The sequence below is a fragment of the Gordonia jacobaea genome, assembly GCF_965344965.1.
GTDB classification, from domain to species: Bacteria; Actinomycetota; Actinomycetes; order Mycobacteriales; family Mycobacteriaceae; genus Gordonia; species Gordonia jacobaea.
On the sequence record NZ_CBDRLS010000006.1, the window covers coordinates 104,354 to 122,102 of the forward strand.

Below are 17,749 nucleotides of genomic sequence, written 5' to 3' on the forward strand. Positions count from 1 at the left end.
TGGGGTTGGGGCGGGCGTCGAGGGTGCGCGGCGTCGAGATGTGGGTCGGGACGTCAGGCCGTGGGGCCGCGGGCGGCGTCGGGCCATCGGGCTGGGGCGCGGAAACTAGGGGAAAGAATCCTTCCCCTACTCCCCGACCCTTCCCCCGGACACTTCACGAGGACACGCACAAAAGCCGCCGAAAGAACCCTTCCCCCGCTTCCTGCAGCCCACACGAGGCCGACAACCCGGGCCCGGGGCACTCGCCCGAGCGAGTCGAGCTACTGCGAGTCCTTTGGCTTCCACGGCTTGGCGTCGGCCGACTCGCCGGTGCCCGGGATGATCTTCGCGTCGATCTCTTCGTACTCGTCGACGACGGCGTCGGGACCGCCCGCGTTCGTCATCTGGCCGTCGGCGAGAACCTCTTCGGCTTCGTCCACGCCTTCTGCCGTCGCGGCGCCGTCGTCATCGGCAGCCTCCTCGGCATCTTCGGCGATGCCCTCGGCGACCTCTTCGGCGTCGATGTCGGCGGTGTCGCCCGGAGTCGTGTCGGACTCGGAATCGGACTCCTCGAGAATCTCCGACTCGGTGGTCACGCCCTCTGGTCGAGCCGGATCGTGTTCGGGGTTCCACGGTTTGGCGTCAGCCGATTCGGCAGTGCCCGGGATGATCTTGGACACGATCTCCTCGTTCTCATCGAGAACCGGGTCGGGTCCACCCGCGTCGATCTCCTGTCCGTCGGCGAGTTCGGCTTCATCTTCGTCGACGCCCGACGGGCTGGTGTCGCCCTCGTCGTCGGCCTTGTCCTCGATGTCTTCGGACAGACCCTCCGCAATCTCGTCGGCTGCCACGCTGCTGTCTTCTGCGCTGCTCATCGGAACCCCTTCGTCGGTCGGATCATCCGCCGCGTCGGACCCGGCAGATTCGGAACCATCGGACTCTGTGTCACCGGAATCGGTTACACCAGCCTCGGCTCCACCGGCCTCAGTTGCATCGGACTCGGCTACATCTGGCTCGGTGGTGGCGGACTCATCTCCATCTTCCACGGCTTCGTCGCCGGCGGGGGCGTCCTCATCAGGATCCGTATCCGAGTCGGGTTCAGCGTCCGAGTCAGCGGCCTCGCCCGAGTCGGCCTCGGTCCCATTCTCAGTCTCGTCGGCGTCGGGCGCGACGTCAGCCTCGTCGACGTCGGTGTCCGACGCCTCGCCGTCCGACGCCTCGTCGTCTGCGGCGACGGCAGCGGCACCGCCGACGGCAACCGCCGCACCAGCAGCGGTCGCGACCGGGATCGTCTTCGACGATGAGTCATCGGACTCCTCGTCACGATCCGCTTCGGCGGCCGCGGCCTTTTCCCGCTCCGTCTTGTCTTCCTCCACCTTTTCGTCCTCGACCGCGTCGCCGTCGGCTTCCTCATCGTCGAAGAAGTGCTCGCCGTCGTCGTCCTCGTCGTCGATGTCGTCGTCGAAGTAGGCGCCGGTGTGGCCCAGTTCCTCGAGTTCGGCGGCGCGTTCGGGCCAGTAGACCTCGAGCCCCTGCTCCCGCCCGCGGGGCGCGACGATGAAGTAGATCGCGCCGCAGACGATGCCGAGGGCCGCGGTGAAAACGTTGATGCGGACGCCTGCGATGTGGGTGAAGGCGGGATCGGAGCGCATGAGTTCGACGGCAAACCGCCCGATGCAGTACCCGACGACGTAGAGCGCGAAGAGGCGACCATGACCGATGCGGAAGTAGCGGTCGACGAGCACCAGGATCACGACGATCAGGAGATTCCACAAGAGCTCGTACAGGAACGTCGGGTGGACGACCGCGACGACCTGGCCGTTCGACACTCCCGTGATCAGGCCGGGGTCGGCCTGTCCCGACGCGTCGACGCGCTCGTAGATCTCGAGGCCCCACGGGACGTCGGTCGGCCGGCCGTAGAGTTCCTGGTTGAAGTAGTTGCCGAGGCGGCCGATGGCCTGGGCGAGCAGGATCGCAGGCGCGATGGCGTCGGCAAACGGCGGCAGTTTGATGCCCATGCGCCTGGTGCCTATCCACGCACCGAGGCCGCCGAACAGCACGGCGCCCCAGATGCCGAGACCGCCGTCCCAGACCTTGAATGCGTCGATCGGGGTTTTGCCGCCGTCACCGAAGTAGATCTGCCAGTCGGTGAGCACGTGGTAGATGCGACCACCGATCAGGCCGAACGGAACCGCCCAGATCGCGACGTCGAGAACCTCACCCGAACGCCCACCACGGGCAATCCACCGACGATTTCCCCACCACACGGCGACGATGATGCCGACGATGATGCATAACGCGTAGGCCCGGAGCGGAAACGAGCCGATGTACCACACGCCCTGCGGCGGGCTGGGGATGTAGGCGAGCATCGTCGTCGTCGGCGCTGTCACGCTGCCACCCTAACGGACGCTGCGGACCCCACGGCCGAAGCCACCGAGGCGGTCAGAGGTCTGCTCGCGGTTCGTGCACGCCCGCAGCCAGTTCCGTGACGAGGTCGGCCAGGTGGTCTTGGCCTGCCTTGGCCGCTGTGACCAGTGCCGAGCCAACGATCACTCCATCGGCGTAGCTCGCGATTTGCGACGCCTGCTCACGATTTCGAACACCGAGTCCGACGCCGAGCGGGATGTCGGAGTACTCGCGGACGCGAGCACACAGCTCTGGCGCGGCGTCGGACACCGCGTCGCGCGCTCCCGTGACACCCATCGTCGACGCCACGTAGACGAACCCGCGCGATGCGTCGACGGTCAGCGCGATGCGCTCGGTCGTCGACGACGGTGCGACGAGGTAGATGCGGTCGAGGTCGAACTCGTCGGACGCCGCGTGCCAGGCGGCACCCTCTTCTGGGATCAGGTTGGGCGTGATCATGCCCGCACCGCCCGCAGCCGCCAGATCACGCGCGAACCTGTCGACGCCGTACTGCAGCACGGGATTCCAGTAGCTCATGACGACAGCGTTCCCGCCCGCCGCGGTGATCGCTTCGACAGCACGGAATACGTCGCGGACCCGCACCCCGTTGGTCAGCGCGAGGTCGGCGGCCTCCTGGATCGTCGGTCCGTCCATGACCGGATCCGAGTACGGCACACCGACTTCGATGATGTCGCAGCCCGCACGGACCATCGTCTCGAACGACTCGATGGACTTCTCGACGGTCGGGTAGCCGACGGGGAGATACCCGATGAGTGCGGCACGTCCCTCGGCGCGGCACTTCTCGAAGACCGGGCTCAACTTCGACGGTCCCGCGTGCACGGGTGCCTTCGGCTGTGTCATTGCACGTCCCCCGTGGTGCTTGTTGCGGCCGCCGTACCGGTCGTCACGCCGACCTCGTTCTCCGATGGTGGCGGGTCGAAGAGGTGGAACCAGCGCGCAGCGGTGTCGACGTCCTTGTCGCCGCGACCGGAGAGGCTGACCAGAACGATCGCGCCCTCCCCCAGTTCCTTACCGAGCTCCAGAGCTCCGGCGAGTGCGTGAGCCGATTCGATGGCGGGGATGATGCCCTCGCGACGGCTGAGCAGAGCGAGCGCCTCCATCGCCTCGGTGTCGGTGATGGGACGGTACTCGGCGCGGCCGGTGTCTTTGAGCTGTGCGTGCTCGGGCCCGACCCCCGGGTAGTCCAGTCCCGCTGAGATCGAGTGCGACTCGATGGTCTGGCCGTCCTCGTCCTGAAGCAGGTACGAGTAGGCACCCTGGAATGCGCCGGGTGTGCCTCCGGTGAACGTCGCGGCATGTCGACCGGTCTCGACGCCGTCGCCCGCGGCCTCGAAGCCGACGAGGCGCACCTCGGAGTCGTCGAGGAAGGGATGGAAGATTCCGATGGCGTTGGACCCGCCACCGACACAGGCGGTGACGGCGTCGGGGAGGCGCCCCACCTGGTCGAGGATCTGCGCGCGCGCTTCGAGTCCGACGATGCGTTGCAGGTCGCGCACCATCATCGGGAACGGATGCGGACCGGCCGCGGTACCGAAGCAGTAGTACGTGTTGTGCGCGTTGGTCACCCAGTCGCGCAGCGCCTCGTTGATCGCGTCCTTCAGGGTCGCAGAACCGTTGTCGACCGCGACGACCTCCGCGCCGAGCAGTCGCATCCGTGCGACGTTGAGTGCCTGCCGGTCGGTGTCGACGCGGCCCATGTAGACGATGCACTCCATACCGAACAGTGCACAGCCGGTCGCGGTGGCCACACCGTGCTGACCGGCACCGGTCTCGGCGATGATGCGGGTCTTACCCATGCGCTTGGCGAGCAACAACTGCCCGAGCACGTTGTTGATCTTGTGCGACCCGGTGTGGTTGAGGTCTTCGCGCTTCAGGAAAATCCGTGCGCCACCGGCGAATTCGCTCAGGCGCGTGGCCTCGTAGAGCGGCGAGGGGCGTCCGACGTAGTCGCGCTGCAGCCGATCGAGCTCGCCGAGAAATTCGTCGTCTGTGCGCATCTTCTCGTAGGCAGCGGTCACGTCGTCGATGACCGCCATCAGCGCCTCGGGAACGTGACGCCCGCCGTACACGCCGAAGTGTCCGCCCGCGTCGGGTTCCGACGACGTACGGGTGCTGACTCCGACACTCGCAGTGGGGAACTCGGCGCGAAGTTGATCGTCGGATCGGGATTCGGTGGTCACGGAACTCTCACAGACATCTCGTCGTCCGTGACACGGCAAGTCGACGCTAAATCGAAAGCGAGTGTCAGCGAACGGGTTTCGGACAGGAAGGATGGGTACCGGCGGTCACGAGTTCGGAGACCGCAGTACGCGGGTCGCCGCTGGTGACCAGGCCTTCACCGACGAGTACCGCGTCGGCACCCGCACCAGCGAATGCCAGTAGATCTGCGGTACCGCGCACACCCGATTCGGCGACCCGGATGGTCTCGGTTGGCAGACCCGGAGCGATGCGCGCGAACGTGTTGCGGTCGACCTCAAGGGTTTTCAGGTTGCGGTTGTTGACACCGATGACCGACGCACCCGCTTCCAGAGCGCGGCTGGCTTCGTCTTCGGTGTGCACCTCGACGAGCGCGGTCATGCCGAGACTCTCGGTGCGGTCGAGCAGCGAGGCGAGCACGTTCTGCTCGAGCGCCGCGACGATCAGCAGGATGACGTCGGCGCCGTGGGCGCGAGCCTCGTGGATCTGGTACGGGCCGACGATGAAATCCTTGCGCAGCACGGGGATGTCGACGCGGGCGCGCACGGCGTCCAGATCGGCGAGCGACCCACGGAACCGTCGTTCCTCGGTGAGGACGCTGATGATGCGCGCACCACCCGCTTCGTACGCGGCGGCGAGGTCGGCTGGATCAGGGATGTCGGCGAGCTCACCCTTGGAAGGACTCGCTCGCTTCACCTCTGCGATGACACCGATTCCGGTCTTGCGCAACGCAGCCATCGCATCGCGAGGAGCCGGCGCGGCAACGGACGCCTTTTTGACGGCCGCGTAGTCGACGATCGCCTCGCGCGCGGCGACATCGGCTTTCACTCCCTCGAGAATTGAATCGAGGACGGTGGGCGTGCTCACGACAGCTGGCTCCCTTTCTGTTCGTGCTCTCAGGGTAGACGGCCGCCTTCGAAGCGCCGGGAGCGGGTTGTGTTTTTCGTCATCGTTGATCAGTCGGATCGATCCCGGTGTCGAGAGCGTCCCAGAGCATGCGCTCGTTGGGGGCATCGTGCTCAGCATCTCGCTCGCTCGTCGACTCGGCAGACTCCGCCGAATCGTCTGCCGCAGCGCTCTTCTCCCCCGCCGGTGACCCCGCCGACGAGACGGCGCCTGCGGTCCGGGAGTCGCCATCGGTCTGGCCATTCTTGTCCGTCTGGACACGCTTGTCGGTCTTCGCTGATTCGGTGGCCTGGCGCCGCTTGTGTTCAGCGAAGATCTCACGCTCGATGTCTTCGCGTCGCGCGGCAGGCGTCTTGTACTTCGACGACATGCCCGCGCCGGATGCGACACGCATGAGCAGCACCCCGGCGGCGACGGCGCACAGCGACCCGATGAGGACAACGGCGGCCACCCAATTGTTGGTGGTCACCAACTGCACGACGTATCGATCGCTGAGACCCGCGGCGGTGGCGGCGTACAAGTCGTTGGTTCCGCCCATGATGAGGGAGATCGCCGGGAAGGCGGCGAGCACACCCGCTGCGGCGACCAGGAGCGCCAGGATGCGCAACCCCCACCCACGCAGCGACATCGCCGCCAGGATCGCCGCGAGCAACACCAGTGCGAGTGGCGTGAGCCACGGGCTCCAGTCGCTGCCCTTGACGTCGAAGGTCCGCGCCGGGGACAGCCCGTCGGCAGCCAGCACCGTTGCCCACGTCAGGCGCGACGCAATCCAGAATGCGAGCGCCGCAGCGGCGAGCAGTATCGATCCGAGAAGCTTTGTTCGACGCTGCGCTCGCGCCACCTGCTTCTCACCGTCGGCGGCACTACCCGCCTCAGCGCCCTCGACATCAGGGCTTTCAGCGCCGGGATTTCGTTCAGGGTCGGGAACGGTCATCGGTCACTCTCCCCGCCGTCACTCTCCACGCCGACGCGACGCATCGTCGTGGCAGCCGCTATCGCGTTGAGTACAGCGGTGGCCTTGTTGCGTGCCTCGTTGTACTCGTAGTCGGATTCGCTGTCGGCCACCACGCCGCCGCCCGACTGCACGTAGGCGATGCCCGTGCGCATCAGTGCGGTTCGGATCGCGATGGCGGTGTCGGCGTTGCCCGCGAAATCGAGGTAGCCGACGATCCCGCCGTACAGGCCGCGTCGTGTCTTCTCGTTGGCTTCGATCAGTTCCATCGCGCGCACCTTGGGTGCACCGGTCAGCGTTCCCGCAGGAAAGCATGCGGTGACAGCGTCGAGCGCGTGCTTGTCGTCGCGCAGCGTGCCCGACACCGTCGACACGAGGTGCATCACGTGGCTGTACCGCTCGATGTGGCGGTAGTCGCTGACCTTGACTGTGCCCGGGGCACACACACGCCCGAGGTCGTTGCGGCCCAGGTCGACGAGCATCAGGTGCTCGGCGTTCTCCTTCTCGTCCTCGGTGAGTTCCTTGCCGAGGAGTTGGTCTTCTTCCTCGGTGGCTCCGCGCCAGCGGGTCCCGGCGATCGGGTGCGTCGTGGCCACCCGGTCGCTTACCGTCACCAGCGCCTCGGGACTCGATCCGACGATCGTGAACGGTGTGCGGGGTGCACCGCTGTCGTCAGTACCCACGCCCGGCATGCGCAGCAGGTACATGTACGGACTCGGGTTGGAGGCCCGCAGAATGCGATAGACGTCGAGCGGGTCGGCGTCGGTGTCGATCTCGAAGCGCATCGACGGCACCACCTGGAATGCCTCACCCGCCTCGATCTCGCGGACCAGGCCGGTGACGATCTCGCCGTACTCCTCGCGGGTGCGCTGCACGCGGAAGTCGGGTGCGGGCCTGTCGAAGCGCGACACCGTCGACGGCGCGGGTGCAGCCAGTGCCTGCGTCATCGCGTCGAGGCGGGCCACGGCGTCGGCGTACGCCTCCTCGGCGCGTTCGGCACTGCCGTCCCAATTCACCGCGTTCGCGATGAGGGTGATGCTCCCCTCGTGATGGTCGACGGCGGCAAGGTCTGTCGCCAGCAACATCATCAGATCGGGAAGGCCGAGGTCGTCGAGTGTTGTCTCGGGCAGACGCTCGAGCCTGCGCACCATGTCATAGGCCATGAATCCGACGAACCCACCGGTCAGCGGGGGCATGCCGGGCAAGGGGTCGGTGGCGAGCAACCGCAGCGACTCGGCGAGCACGGTGAGTGGATCGCCGTCGACGGGAGCGCCTGCGGGAACAGTGCCCCACCAGGCAGCCTTGCCGTCGACAACGGTCAGTGCCGACGGTGCGCCGACGCCGATGAACGACCACCGCGACCACGACCGGCCGTTCTCGGCGGATTCGAGAAGGAAGGTGCCCTCCCGCTCGCCCGCCAGTTTCCGATACGCCGACAACGGCGTCTCCGAATCGGCGAGCACCTTGCGCGTGACCGGCACGACGCGATGGTCGGACGCCAGGTCGAGGAACTCCTCGAGCGTCGTCGTATCGGCGTTCGTGGTCGACGTAGAACTGCTCCGCGAGCCGTCGGTCGCCGCTGCGAGTGTGTGTTCGCCGCTCATCCGAGCGGCTCGCCGCCGACGCCCCACTGTGAGCGGGGCACCTCGGTGATCGTGACCCATACCGAATCCGGGTTCTTGCCGGTGGCCTTCGCGTACGCCTCGGTCACCGCCGCGATGGTCTCGCGTTTGACCCGGTCGGAGAGACCTGGGGTCTGCGAGATCTGGATCAGTGGCATGACTGCGTCACCGCCTTCCGTCGGCTGGTCCGCGTCGAGTCCTCGGCCGCAGCGTCGTGCGGCATTCGAGCTCGTGAAGTGCGGAGCTGTGGGGAGAGTGTCTCCCCGACGATTGTCCCAGGCATCAACTCGACGCCGCGCCCGCCCCGTCGGCGTGCTGATCGTCGCCCTGCTCGTCGTCGACGTCGAAGGGCAGCGACGGGGTGTCGAAACAGCTGTGGTTACCGGTGTGGCAGGCGGCACCGACCTGGTCGACAATCAATAGGATCGTGTCGCCGTCGCAATCGAGACGAGCGTCGTGCACGTATTGGGTGTGCCCGCTGGTGTCGCCCTTGACCCAGTACTCCTGGCGTGAGCGTGAGTAGTAGGTGGCTCGACGTGTGGCGAGTGTGCGCTCGAGTGCCGTGTCGTCCATCCACGCGACCATCAGGACCTGCCCGGTCGAGCGTTCTTGGGCGACCGCGGCGAAAAGCCCATCCGCGTTGCGCTTGAGCTGTGCGGTCAGTTCCGGCGCGAGTGCCATGCGATCAGACCTGCCCTTCTGTGTCGCGTTCGGTACGTACGACGATGCCTTCGGCTGCCATCGCACCCTTGACCTCTGGGATCGTGAGCTCGCCGAAGTGGAATACCGATGCGGCGAGCACTGCGTCGGCTCCCGCCAGCACCGCGGGCGCGAAGTCTGCAGCCTTGCCTGCTCCACCGCTGGCGATCACCGGGACGTCGACCACCGCGCGGACCGCGGCGAGCATCCGCAGATCGAAACCCTGCTTGGTGCCGTCGGCGTCCATCGAGTTCAACAGGATCTCGCCGACGCCGAGCTCCTGACCGCGCTGCGCCCATTCGACGGCGTCGATTCCGGTGCCCTTGCGTCCGCCGTGTGTGGTGACCTCCCACCCGGACGGCGTCGGCTCTGCGTCCTCTGGAACCGTTCGGGCATCGACGGAGAGCACGATGCATTGCGACCCGTACCGTCGACTCATCTCGGCGAGCACCTCGGGGCGCGAGATCGCCGCGGTGTTGACGCTCACCTTGTCGGCGCCTGCGCGCAGCATCGCGTCCACATCGTCGACCGTCCGGATGCCACCTCCGACGGTCAGCGGGATGAAGATCGCGTCGGCGGTGCGGTGCACCACGTCGATCATCGTGGCGCGTCCAGAACTCGACGCGGTGACGTCGAGGAAGGTCAGTTCGTCGGCGCCCTCGGCGTCGTACCGGGCGGCCAATTCGACGGGGTCGCCCGCGTCGCGGAGGTTCTGGAAATTGACACCCTTGACGACCCGACCGTCGTCCACATCGAGGCACGGGATCACGCGGGTTGCGAGGGTCATCGAGAAGTCCTGTCGTCTGTGCCGGGGCTGTCGGTGCTGGAGATGCCGCTGCCGGACCACCCGCCGACGTCGTCGATCACGGCCATCAGCTCGCGGTGCACGTCGGGCATCGCGGTCACCAGCGACGGTGACGACGCCGTCCACGGGTTCCCCGCGAGGTCGGTCGCCACCCCACCGGCGGCACGCACCAGGGCGGCGCCGGCGGCGTTGTCCCAGGCGTGTGCACCGAAAGCTATTGCGGCACCGAAGATTCCGGCAGCTACGTACGCCATGTCGACGCCCGTGCTGCCCGTCATGCGCAGTCGGGCAGCTCGCACGCTCAGCGCTTCGAGCAGTTGAGCTCGTCGCACCCCCGGGTAGCGACCGCCATGACTGACGTTGAACGGCCCGAACGCGACTGCTGTCTGGGCAAGCGTTGTCGGAGGGTGTGCGGCCATCGGAACGCCGTTGCGGTACAGCGGCCCTCCCACGTAACCGGCGTAGCGCGATCCGGTCAGCGGCAGCCACGTGAGACCGAGTACCGCCTCACCGTCGACGAGCAGTCCGAGCAGAATGCCGGTGAGCGGCATACCCGTCGAAAAGTTGTACGTCCCGTCGACCGGATCGAGAACCCATACAGCACCGTCGGTCACCGGTGGTCCACCGAATTCTTCGCCGTGCACGTCGATTCCGGTCCGGTCGGTGAGTTCTCGTCGAATGCGCTGTTCGAGGTCGAGATCGACCTGAGTCGCGAAGTCGGTCGCACCCTTCACGACGGCGCTCGGCGCGCCGAGCCCGGCAACGAACTCCCCGGAGACACCGTCGAGAATGCTGCCCGCAACCTCGAGGAGTGCGGGCAGATCCAGGCCGGAACCGGTTGTCACAGGTTACCGACCGCCGCCAAAGCGTCGGGCAGGGTGAATCGCCCCGCGTAGAGAGCCTTGCCGACGATCGCACCCTCGACGCCCTGGTCGGTCAGGCTGGCGATGGCGATGAGGTCGCCGAGCGCGGACACGCCGCCCGATGCGACGACGGGCGCGTCGGTCGCCTTGGTGACCTCGGACAGCAGCTCGAGATTCGGCCCACCGAGCGTGCCGTCCTTGCTCACGTCGGTGACGACGTAGCGCGCGCAGCCGTCACCGTCGAGTCGCGCGAGTACCTCCCACAGGTCACCGCCGTCGGTGACCCATCCCCGACCACGCAGTCGGTACGAGTCACCGTCTGCGACTACGTCGAGTCCCACGGCGATGCGGTCGCCGTAGTTGGCGATCGCACGCCTGCACCACTCGGGGTTTTCGAGCGCGGCCGTACCGAGATTGACGCGAGTACAACCTGTCGCCAGTGCGGCTTCGAGGGACTCGTCGTCGCGGATTCCGCCGGACAACTCGACCTTCACGTCGAGTTCGCCCACCACACCGGCGAGCAGTTCGCGGTTGTTGCCCCGACCGAAAGCGGCGTCGAGGTCGACGAGGTGAATCCACTCGGCACCGTCGCGTTGCCATGCCAGCGCGGCGTCGCGGGGCGAGCCGTAGGCGGTTTCGGTGCCTGCCGCACCCCGGACGAGCCGAACGGCCTGCCCATCGGCAACATCGACAGCTGGTAGGAGTTCGAGGGTCTTCCCCATGACGTGAGGTCTTTCCTGTCTGTTGTTCTCGTACGGGTCTGTGTGTCTCGTACGAGCTGCTGATCTCGGACTGTTCAGTGTGCGATCGCGGTCGCGCGCCAGGTCAGGGGCTTGAGTTTCCCTCGTCGAGGGCGCGAACCCTGCGCTCGTAGTTACCGATGATCCGACGCGACATCCAGCCGATCGTCCCGATCATCGCGAGCACCACGAGCAGCGCAGCGACCAAGCCTGCGATCGGTGACCAGTGTGCCAGCGCCAGGATGATCGGAATGCCGATCACCAGCACGAGGACCCCGGAACCCAAGACGAGTGTCACGAACCGCCCGTAGGAGAAGTGTGGGCGCTCGGGCACACCGTCGGACCCGCTCATGCGATGCTCCCGACCCAGTTGCGCAGCAGTTCGGCGCCCGCGTCCCCCGACTTCTCCGGGTGGAACTGTGTGGCACTCAACGCGCCGTTCTCGACCGCCGCAAGAAAGCGGCTGCCGTGCTCGGCCCACGTCAGGGCCGGTGCGGCGAGTGGTGATCCGACGTTGTCCATCTCCCACGTCTGCGCCGCGTACGAGTGCACGAAGTAGAAGCGGGTTGCCGGGTCGATTCCCTTGAAGAGCGTCGAGTCGGTCGGTGCGTCGACGGTGTTCCACCCCATGTGCGGCAGCACGGGAGCGTCGAGCCGCGTCACCGTTCCCGGCCATTCGCCGCATCCGTCGGCCTCGACACCGAATTCGACGCCGCGCTCGAACAGGATCTGCATGCCGACACAGATGCCGAGCACCGGGCGTCCGCCGGCGAGGCGTCGGCCGATGATCCGGTCGCCGTGGACCGCGCGCAACCCGTCCATGCAGGCCGCGAACGCGCCGACACCCGGCACGACCAATCCGTCGGCTTCAAGCGCAGCGGTGAAGTCGCTGGTCACGGTGACGTCGGCGCCGGTGCGCTCCAGTGCGCGCTGGGCTGAGCGCAGATTGCCCGAGCCGTAGTCGAGGACGATGATGTTCGTCGCACTCATAGAGCGCCCTTGGTGGATGGCACTCCGCTGACTCTCGGGTCGGCCTCGGTGGCCGCACGAAGCGCGCGGGCGACCGCCTTGAACTCGGCCTCGGTGATGTGGTGCTGATCGCGGCCGTAGAGCACGCGCACGTGCAGGGCGATACGCGCGTTGAGCGCGATGGACTCGAAGACGTGCCGGTTGATCACCGTGGAGTAGGGCACGCCGGGGTATCCGCCGATGACTGCGGTCAACATGTGCTCGGGTTCGCCGGAGTGGACGCAGTACGGTCGGCCCGACACGTCGACGACGGCGTGTGCGAGCGTCTCGTCCATCGGGATGTACGAGTCGCCGAAGCGTCGAATTCCCTTCTTGTCGCCGAGAGCCTGTCCAAGTGCCTGACCGAGCACGATCGCGGTGTCTTCGATGGTGTGGTGTCCCTCGACCTCGACGTCGCCCTTCGCCTCGACGGTCAGATCGAAGCTGCCGTGTGCGCCGAAGGCGGTCAACATGTGGTCGAAGAACGGGATGCCCGTCGAGATCGCTGTGACGCCGGTGCCGTCGAGGTTGAGTTCGACGACGATCGACGACTCCTTGGTCGTCCGTTCGACGCGTGCGATACGCGGTGCCGGGGTGGTCACTGTGACTTCTCCAGATCTGTGGTGGCGAGCTTCCGGCTGACGTCGAGGAACGCGTCGTTCTCGTCAGCCAATCCGATCGTGACACGGAGATGCGCGGGAATTCCGACGTCGCGGATCAACACGCCGTTGTCGAGGTAGCGCTGCCACGATGCCGGAGCGTCGGCGAAGCGTCCGAACAACACGAAGTTGGCGTCGGAATCAACAACGTCGAACCCCGCCTTCTCGAGCTCTGCGACGACGCGTTTGCGCTCGGCGATGATCTTCGCGACTCCGCCGAGCGTCTCGTCGGCGTGGCGCAGCGCCGCTCGCGCAGCGGCCTGCGTGAGCACGGACAGGTGATACGGCAGCCGCACCAGTTGCAGGGCGTCGACGATCGCAGGTGACGCCGCAAGGTACCCGAGCCGACCGCCCGCGAAGGCGAACGCCTTACTCATCGTCCGGCTGACGACGACCTTCGTCGGGAACTCGTCGATCAACTCGACGGCGCTGCGCTGCTCGGAAAACTCCGCGTACGCCTCGTCGACGATCACGATGCCCGGCGCGGCGTCGACGATCGCCCGGAGACCGTCATTCGCGATCGACGCTCCCGTCGGGTTGTTGGGAGAGGTCACGAACACGATGTCGGGGCGTCGTGCGGAGATCTCGCCGACCGCGTAGTCGATGTCGAGGGAGAAGTCGGAACTGCGCTTGGCCTCGAGCCACGTGGTGTCGGTGCCGTCCGAGATGATCGGATGCATCGAGTAACTGGGCACGAAGCCCAACGCCGCACGGCCGGGCCCGCCGAACGCCTGCAGGAGTTGCTGCAGGATCTCGTTGGAACCGTTTGCCGCCCAGACGTTTTCGACGCCGAGGTGGGTTCCGGTGGCGGCGCTGAGGTAGGCGGCGAGGTCGCTACGCAGCGCGACGGCGTCACGGTCCGGGTAACGGTGCAGCTCGGCCGCAGCGGCGCCGGCTGATTCAGCGACGTCGGCGATCAGCTCCGCAGACGGCGGGTGCGGGTTCTCGTTGGTGTTGAGAACGACAGGAACCTTCAATTGCGGTGCGCCATAAGCGCTTTTGCCGCGCAGGTTGTCGCGGAGCGGAAGATCGTCGACGGTGATCTGAGCTCCGGGAATCTGGGCTCCCGTGGTTGCGGGCGTCACTTGGCGGCCTCGGCGACAGCCCCCGAGAACCTGCGGGTGATCGCATCGCCGTGTGCCGGAAGGTCTTCGGCCTGCGCCAAGGTGACCACCTGGGCGGAGACGTCGCGCAGCGCCGCCTCGTCGTAGTCGATGACGTGCACGCCACGCAGGAAGGTCTGCACCGAGAGACCCGACGCGAACCGAGCCGAACCCGACGTCGGCAGAACGTGATTCGATCCCGCGCAATAGTCTCCGAGGCTGACCGGCGCAAAGTCGCCGACGAAGATCGCGCCGGCGTTGTGCACGCGATCGGCGACCTGCGCGGCGTCTCGGGTCTGGATCTCGAGGTGCTCGGCCGCGTAGGCGTCGACAACGGCAAGACCGGCCTCGACGTCGTCGACGAGCACGACACCCGACTGCTTGCCGCTGAGCGCTGTGGTGACCCGCTCGCGGTGTTTGGTCTCGGCGACCTGGCGGTCGAGTTCTGCGTCGACGGCGTCGGCCAGGGCGACGCTGTCGGTCACGAGCACCGACGCCGCGAGGACGTCGTGCTCGGCCTGGCTGATGAGGTCTGCGGCGACGAAGGCCGGGTTTGCCGAATCGTCGGCGAGGATGGCGATCTCGGTGGGACCGGCCTCGGCATCGATGCCGACGAGTCCGCGACACAGGCGCTTGGCTGCCGTGACGTAGATGTTGCCGGGACCGGTGATGAGATCGACCGGGTCGAGGACCGCACCGTCGGTATCAGTACCGCCATATGTAAGGAGCGCGACACCTTGCGCGCCACCGACGGCCCAGACCTCATCGACGCCGAGAAGAGCGCACGCGGCAAGGATGGTCGGGTGCGGCCAACCGCCGAAGTCCTTCTGCGGGGGCGACGCAACGACGAGCGACCCGACGCCCGCCTCCTGCGCGGGAACGACGTTCATGATGACCGACGACGGGTAGACAGCGTTGCCGCCGGGGACGTACAGGCCGACCCGCCTGACGGGAATCCACTTTTCGCTGACGGCTCCCCCGTCCACGACCTGTGTGCGCGACGTCGTACGACGCTGATCGGCATGGACGAGCCGAGCGCGAGTGATCGACTCACGCAGCGCATCAGCGACCACCGGATCGAGTTTCGCCAGCGCATCGGCGATCACATCAGAGGGAACCCGAACACTCGACGGACGGACGCCGTCAAACTTCTCGCCGTACTCGAGTGCTGCCTCGACGCCGCGATCGGCGATCGCATGCACCACCGGCGTCACCGTATCCAGCACGGCATTGACGTCGGTGCCCCCACGGGGCAACGCGCGACGCAGCTCAGCGAGCGTCGGCGAGCTACCGCGCAGGTCGGTTCGGGCGAGCATGGGTGTCTCCTGATCGGTCGGGGTGATGTGTCCAGGATATGTGGCGGCACCACCGGTTTCCGAATGCGGTCTGTCAGGACCAACGCGGCAGTAAGGCGAGGAGGCAGTCGCATAGTCGTACAGCCTCGGCGACCCGATCACGATCTGTCGAAAGTTTCTTCGATTATTCCTCGACAGTGTCGGTATTGCCGGGTAATGTAGAACACATATTCGACATGAAGTGGGGCGGGGGTGGCGGCACGTGAACAGCAATCGCAACAACAGCGAGAATGGCCGTGCGCCTTCAGCTTTGGGGTCGTCTGTGTTGGTCTCTGCTGCGGTGGGGTCGGCGGATGCGGTGGTGGCGGAGAAGCTGTCGCGCTTGGCATCGGTGTTGGATGAGTTGGCTGCCGTCGATGTGTCGTTGGTGTCCGACGCGGCGCTGGTGGAAGCCACTGTTGAGGCGGAACGGCTGGCGTTGCGGACTGCAGGTGCGGTGACGGATCGCTTGATTGTGGAAGCGTCCGACCGGGATCTGCCCCGCGCCCTGGGTTTCCGCGATGTTCGCAATTTCATGGGGCATGGTCTGCACATTGGTGATCCGGCGGCGCGGCATCGGGTGATCGCGGCGACCGGATCGTTCACCACGATCTGCGGCGACCGACTGCCGCCGTCGTGTCCCACCCTGGCCGGCTACGTGGTGGAGGGTCGGGTCGCGGGTGCGCATGTGCGTGCGGTGTTGGAGGTGCTCGAAGCGATCCCCGGTGAGGTGTCGGCCGAGACGAAAGCTGCCGCCGAGGCACAGATGGCTGGGTATGCGGTCCAGTTCACGCCTGCCGAGATCACTAATTTGGGTTCACGGTTGTTGGCGCATCTGGATCCGGATGGGACGCTGACCACCTCGAAGGACCGTAAACGTCGACGCCGGTTGTGGGTGAACCGGCAGAACGCGCAACTCATGTCGCGGTTGACGGCGGATTTGGATCCGATCGCCCGCGCCCGGCTCGATACGGTGTTGGATGCGTGGGCCAAACCTGGCATGAACAATCCGGATGATCCGGAGTCGCCGGTCGGTCCGATCACCATGGCGAATGCCGAACAGGTCGCGGCGGCTGCCCTGCGTGATGAACGCTCACCCGCGCAACGCAACCACGACGCCTTCTCCGCCCTCCTGCAGCAAGTACTTGAATCAGGGATGTTGGGCAACACGCATCGTGGGTTGCCGATCCAGGTGATCGTCACCACCAGCCTGCACGAACTCGAAGAGCAGGCAGGGATCGCACAAACCACGTCCGGAACACTCCTGCCCATCCAAGACGTGATCAACATGGCCGCCTCCACCGGAGCGAGCCAGTATTTGGCGGTGTTCAGTGAGCACACCAGCATCCCGCTCTACCTGGGTCGGTCGAAACGGATCGCGTCACTGGGGCAACGACTCGCCTCATTCGCCTCACCCGGCGGAAAGATGTGCTCGGCACCCGGATGTAATCAACCCGCATCACGGGTGCAGATGCATCACGCCGCCAAAGACTGGGCCGACGGCGGCTTGACCGACATCGACCAGTTGGTGCCCGCCTGCGATGTGCACAACCGGCGGGTCGGCCCGAAACCCGGCCAGTTCACCACCCGGATGATCACCGAAGGCCCCGACACCGGGCGGGTCGCATGGCGGCTCAACGCCAAGCCGGGTATGCCGGAGAATCCCGAACGCATCAACCGCATCGCCGACGTCAAAGCCGACTTCCACGACTACCTCACCGCCGAACACGCCAGCAATCAAACCGCAGCCGCAGCACGCACAACAGGCACAGGCACAGGCACAGACGCGACGGTTATCGAGATCGGTGCGCGAGCCTTCGGCAGAGCGGGCGCCGAGAACGTCCCAGACACGGCCAGCGGCCAGATGGTGGTCGCGGACGCAGTGGGTGCCTGGATGGTGTCGCCGTCCTCAGTGCCGGACCCGCCGAGCAGGCAGGTGGCACGTCAGACGCTCACCGGCGTCGAACTCGCGCTGGCGGATGGGATGCCCTCCGCTGATACTCGGCCTCTCAGCAGGCGGGTCGACATCCGATGGAACCTAACCAGGCCGCTCGAACTCGACCCCGAGCCGCCCACAGACCCGGAAGCGCCAACAGGTCCAGCCCCACCAGACGGCCCCGACCGGCTCGGCGGCGTCGACCCGCCAGACAGCCTCGGCCCACCGTTGGCCGACGCAGCCTGACCGTCGCGCCTACCAGTACGACGCGCCGAACCGGGCGCAACGTCGAATCTGGTTGTGCCGCAACCCGTCCACAGCCCGCCACCACACACGGTGGCGGGGCAGACGTGGTTGTGTGAGGGACAGGCGCGAACGGAGTGTGCAGACGTTCAGCCCCGGCAGGCCACGGCGCCACGTCGTGAGTGGCTGCCCTCGCCAGGATCTTCCACACCCTCGCCGGCGCCGCCGATACGCCAAGTCGAATCATGAATCATGTTCAACTGCGCGGTAACCTGTG

At 66.6% G+C, this 17,749-nt stretch carries 17 protein-coding genes; 1 reads left to right on the top strand and 16 read right to left on the bottom strand.

Annotated elements, in window-relative coordinates; translation table 11 throughout:
* Positions 1-260 precede the first annotated feature (260 nt).
* From lgt to hisD, 16 genes are all read right to left on the bottom strand, one after another.
* The gene (gene lgt / locus ACRVY7_RS19645) at positions 261-2,348 is read right to left on the bottom strand and encodes a prolipoprotein diacylglyceryl transferase (protein ID WP_431818425.1); all 2,088 of its coding nucleotides are present in this window, start codon (positions 2,346-2,348) and stop codon (positions 261-263) included.
* 73 nt (positions 2,349-2,421) lie between these two features.
* Complete coding sequence (gene trpA / locus ACRVY7_RS19650) at positions 2,422-3,246, bottom strand: tryptophan synthase subunit alpha (protein WP_431818321.1); 825 nt, start codon at positions 3,244-3,246, stop codon at positions 2,422-2,424.
* The gene (gene trpB, locus ACRVY7_RS19655) at positions 3,243-4,586 is read right to left on the bottom strand and encodes a tryptophan synthase subunit beta (RefSeq protein ID WP_431818322.1); all 1,344 of its coding nucleotides are present in this window, start codon (positions 4,584-4,586) and stop codon (positions 3,243-3,245) included. The genes trpA and trpB overlap by 4 nt, the downstream gene beginning before the upstream one ends.
* A 64-nt stretch (positions 4,587-4,650) precedes the next feature.
* Positions 4,651-5,469 (bottom strand): indole-3-glycerol phosphate synthase TrpC, encoded by an 819-nt coding sequence (trpC, locus tag ACRVY7_RS19660; RefSeq protein ID WP_049698191.1) that lies wholly within the window; start codon positions 5,467-5,469, stop codon positions 4,651-4,653.
* Between the two features lie 79 nt (positions 5,470-5,548).
* The gene (locus tag ACRVY7_RS19665) at positions 5,549-6,442 is read right to left on the bottom strand and encodes a TIGR02234 family membrane protein (RefSeq protein ID WP_431818323.1); all 894 of its coding nucleotides are present in this window, start codon (positions 6,440-6,442) and stop codon (positions 5,549-5,551) included.
* Positions 6,439-8,064: an anthranilate synthase component I gene (locus ACRVY7_RS19670; protein WP_431818324.1), complete on the bottom strand. Its 1,626-nt coding sequence runs from the start codon at positions 8,062-8,064 to the stop codon at positions 6,439-6,441. Before ACRVY7_RS19670 ends, ACRVY7_RS19665 begins: the two co-directional genes overlap by 4 nt.
* Positions 8,061-8,240, bottom strand: coding sequence for a tautomerase family protein (locus ACRVY7_RS19675; protein ID WP_005179191.1), 180 nt, complete (start codon positions 8,238-8,240; stop codon positions 8,061-8,063). Before ACRVY7_RS19675 ends, ACRVY7_RS19670 begins: the two co-directional genes overlap by 4 nt.
* Before the next feature lie 124 nt (positions 8,241-8,364).
* The gene (gene hisI, locus ACRVY7_RS19680) at positions 8,365-8,763 is read right to left on the bottom strand and encodes a phosphoribosyl-AMP cyclohydrolase (protein ID WP_049698193.1); all 399 of its coding nucleotides are present in this window, start codon (positions 8,761-8,763) and stop codon (positions 8,365-8,367) included.
* Positions 8,764-8,767: 4 nt separating this feature from the next.
* Positions 8,768-9,568, bottom strand: a complete 801-nt coding sequence (gene hisF / locus ACRVY7_RS19685) for an imidazole glycerol phosphate synthase subunit HisF (RefSeq protein WP_431818325.1) — start codon at positions 9,566-9,568, stop codon at positions 8,768-8,770.
* On the bottom strand, positions 9,565-10,431 hold the full coding sequence (locus ACRVY7_RS19690; protein ID WP_431818326.1) for an inositol monophosphatase family protein: 867 nt from the start codon (positions 10,429-10,431) through the stop codon (positions 9,565-9,567). The genes hisF and ACRVY7_RS19690 overlap by 4 nt, the downstream gene beginning before the upstream one ends.
* Positions 10,428-11,171 carry a bifunctional 1-(5-phosphoribosyl)-5-((5-phosphoribosylamino)methylideneamino)imidazole-4-carboxamide isomerase/phosphoribosylanthranilate isomerase PriA gene (gene priA, locus ACRVY7_RS19695; RefSeq protein ID WP_049698196.1) on the bottom strand — a complete coding sequence of 248 codons (744 nt, stop codon included), beginning with the start codon at positions 11,169-11,171 and terminating at the stop codon, positions 10,428-10,430. Before priA ends, ACRVY7_RS19690 begins: the two co-directional genes overlap by 4 nt.
* Before the next feature lie 103 nt (positions 11,172-11,274).
* A complete protein-coding gene (locus tag ACRVY7_RS19700; RefSeq protein ID WP_431818327.1) occupies positions 11,275-11,541 on the bottom strand; it encodes a hypothetical protein in 267 nt (88 codons plus the stop codon).
* Entirely contained in the window at positions 11,538-12,179 is a 642-nt protein-coding gene (gene hisH, locus ACRVY7_RS19705; protein ID WP_431818328.1) for an imidazole glycerol phosphate synthase subunit HisH, read from the bottom strand. The genes ACRVY7_RS19700 and hisH overlap by 4 nt, the downstream gene beginning before the upstream one ends.
* The gene (hisB, locus tag ACRVY7_RS19710; RefSeq protein WP_431818329.1) at positions 12,176-12,799 is read right to left on the bottom strand and encodes an imidazoleglycerol-phosphate dehydratase HisB; all 624 of its coding nucleotides are present in this window, start codon (positions 12,797-12,799) and stop codon (positions 12,176-12,178) included. Before hisB ends, hisH begins: the two co-directional genes overlap by 4 nt.
* The gene (locus ACRVY7_RS19715; RefSeq protein WP_431818330.1) at positions 12,796-13,941 is read right to left on the bottom strand and encodes a histidinol-phosphate transaminase; all 1,146 of its coding nucleotides are present in this window, start codon (positions 13,939-13,941) and stop codon (positions 12,796-12,798) included. Before ACRVY7_RS19715 ends, hisB begins: the two co-directional genes overlap by 4 nt.
* Positions 13,938-15,275, bottom strand: coding sequence for a histidinol dehydrogenase (gene hisD, locus ACRVY7_RS19720; RefSeq protein WP_431818331.1), 1,338 nt, complete (start codon positions 15,273-15,275; stop codon positions 13,938-13,940). The genes ACRVY7_RS19715 and hisD overlap by 4 nt, the downstream gene beginning before the upstream one ends.
* A gap of 241 nt (positions 15,276-15,516) precedes the next feature.
* Here hisD and ACRVY7_RS19725 point away from each other — a divergent pair, with 241 nt between their 5' ends.
* On the top strand, positions 15,517-17,475 hold the full coding sequence (locus ACRVY7_RS19725) for an HNH endonuclease signature motif containing protein (protein ID WP_431818332.1): 1,959 nt from the start codon (positions 15,517-15,519) through the stop codon (positions 17,473-17,475).
* The last annotated feature ends 274 nt before the right edge of the window (positions 17,476-17,749 follow it).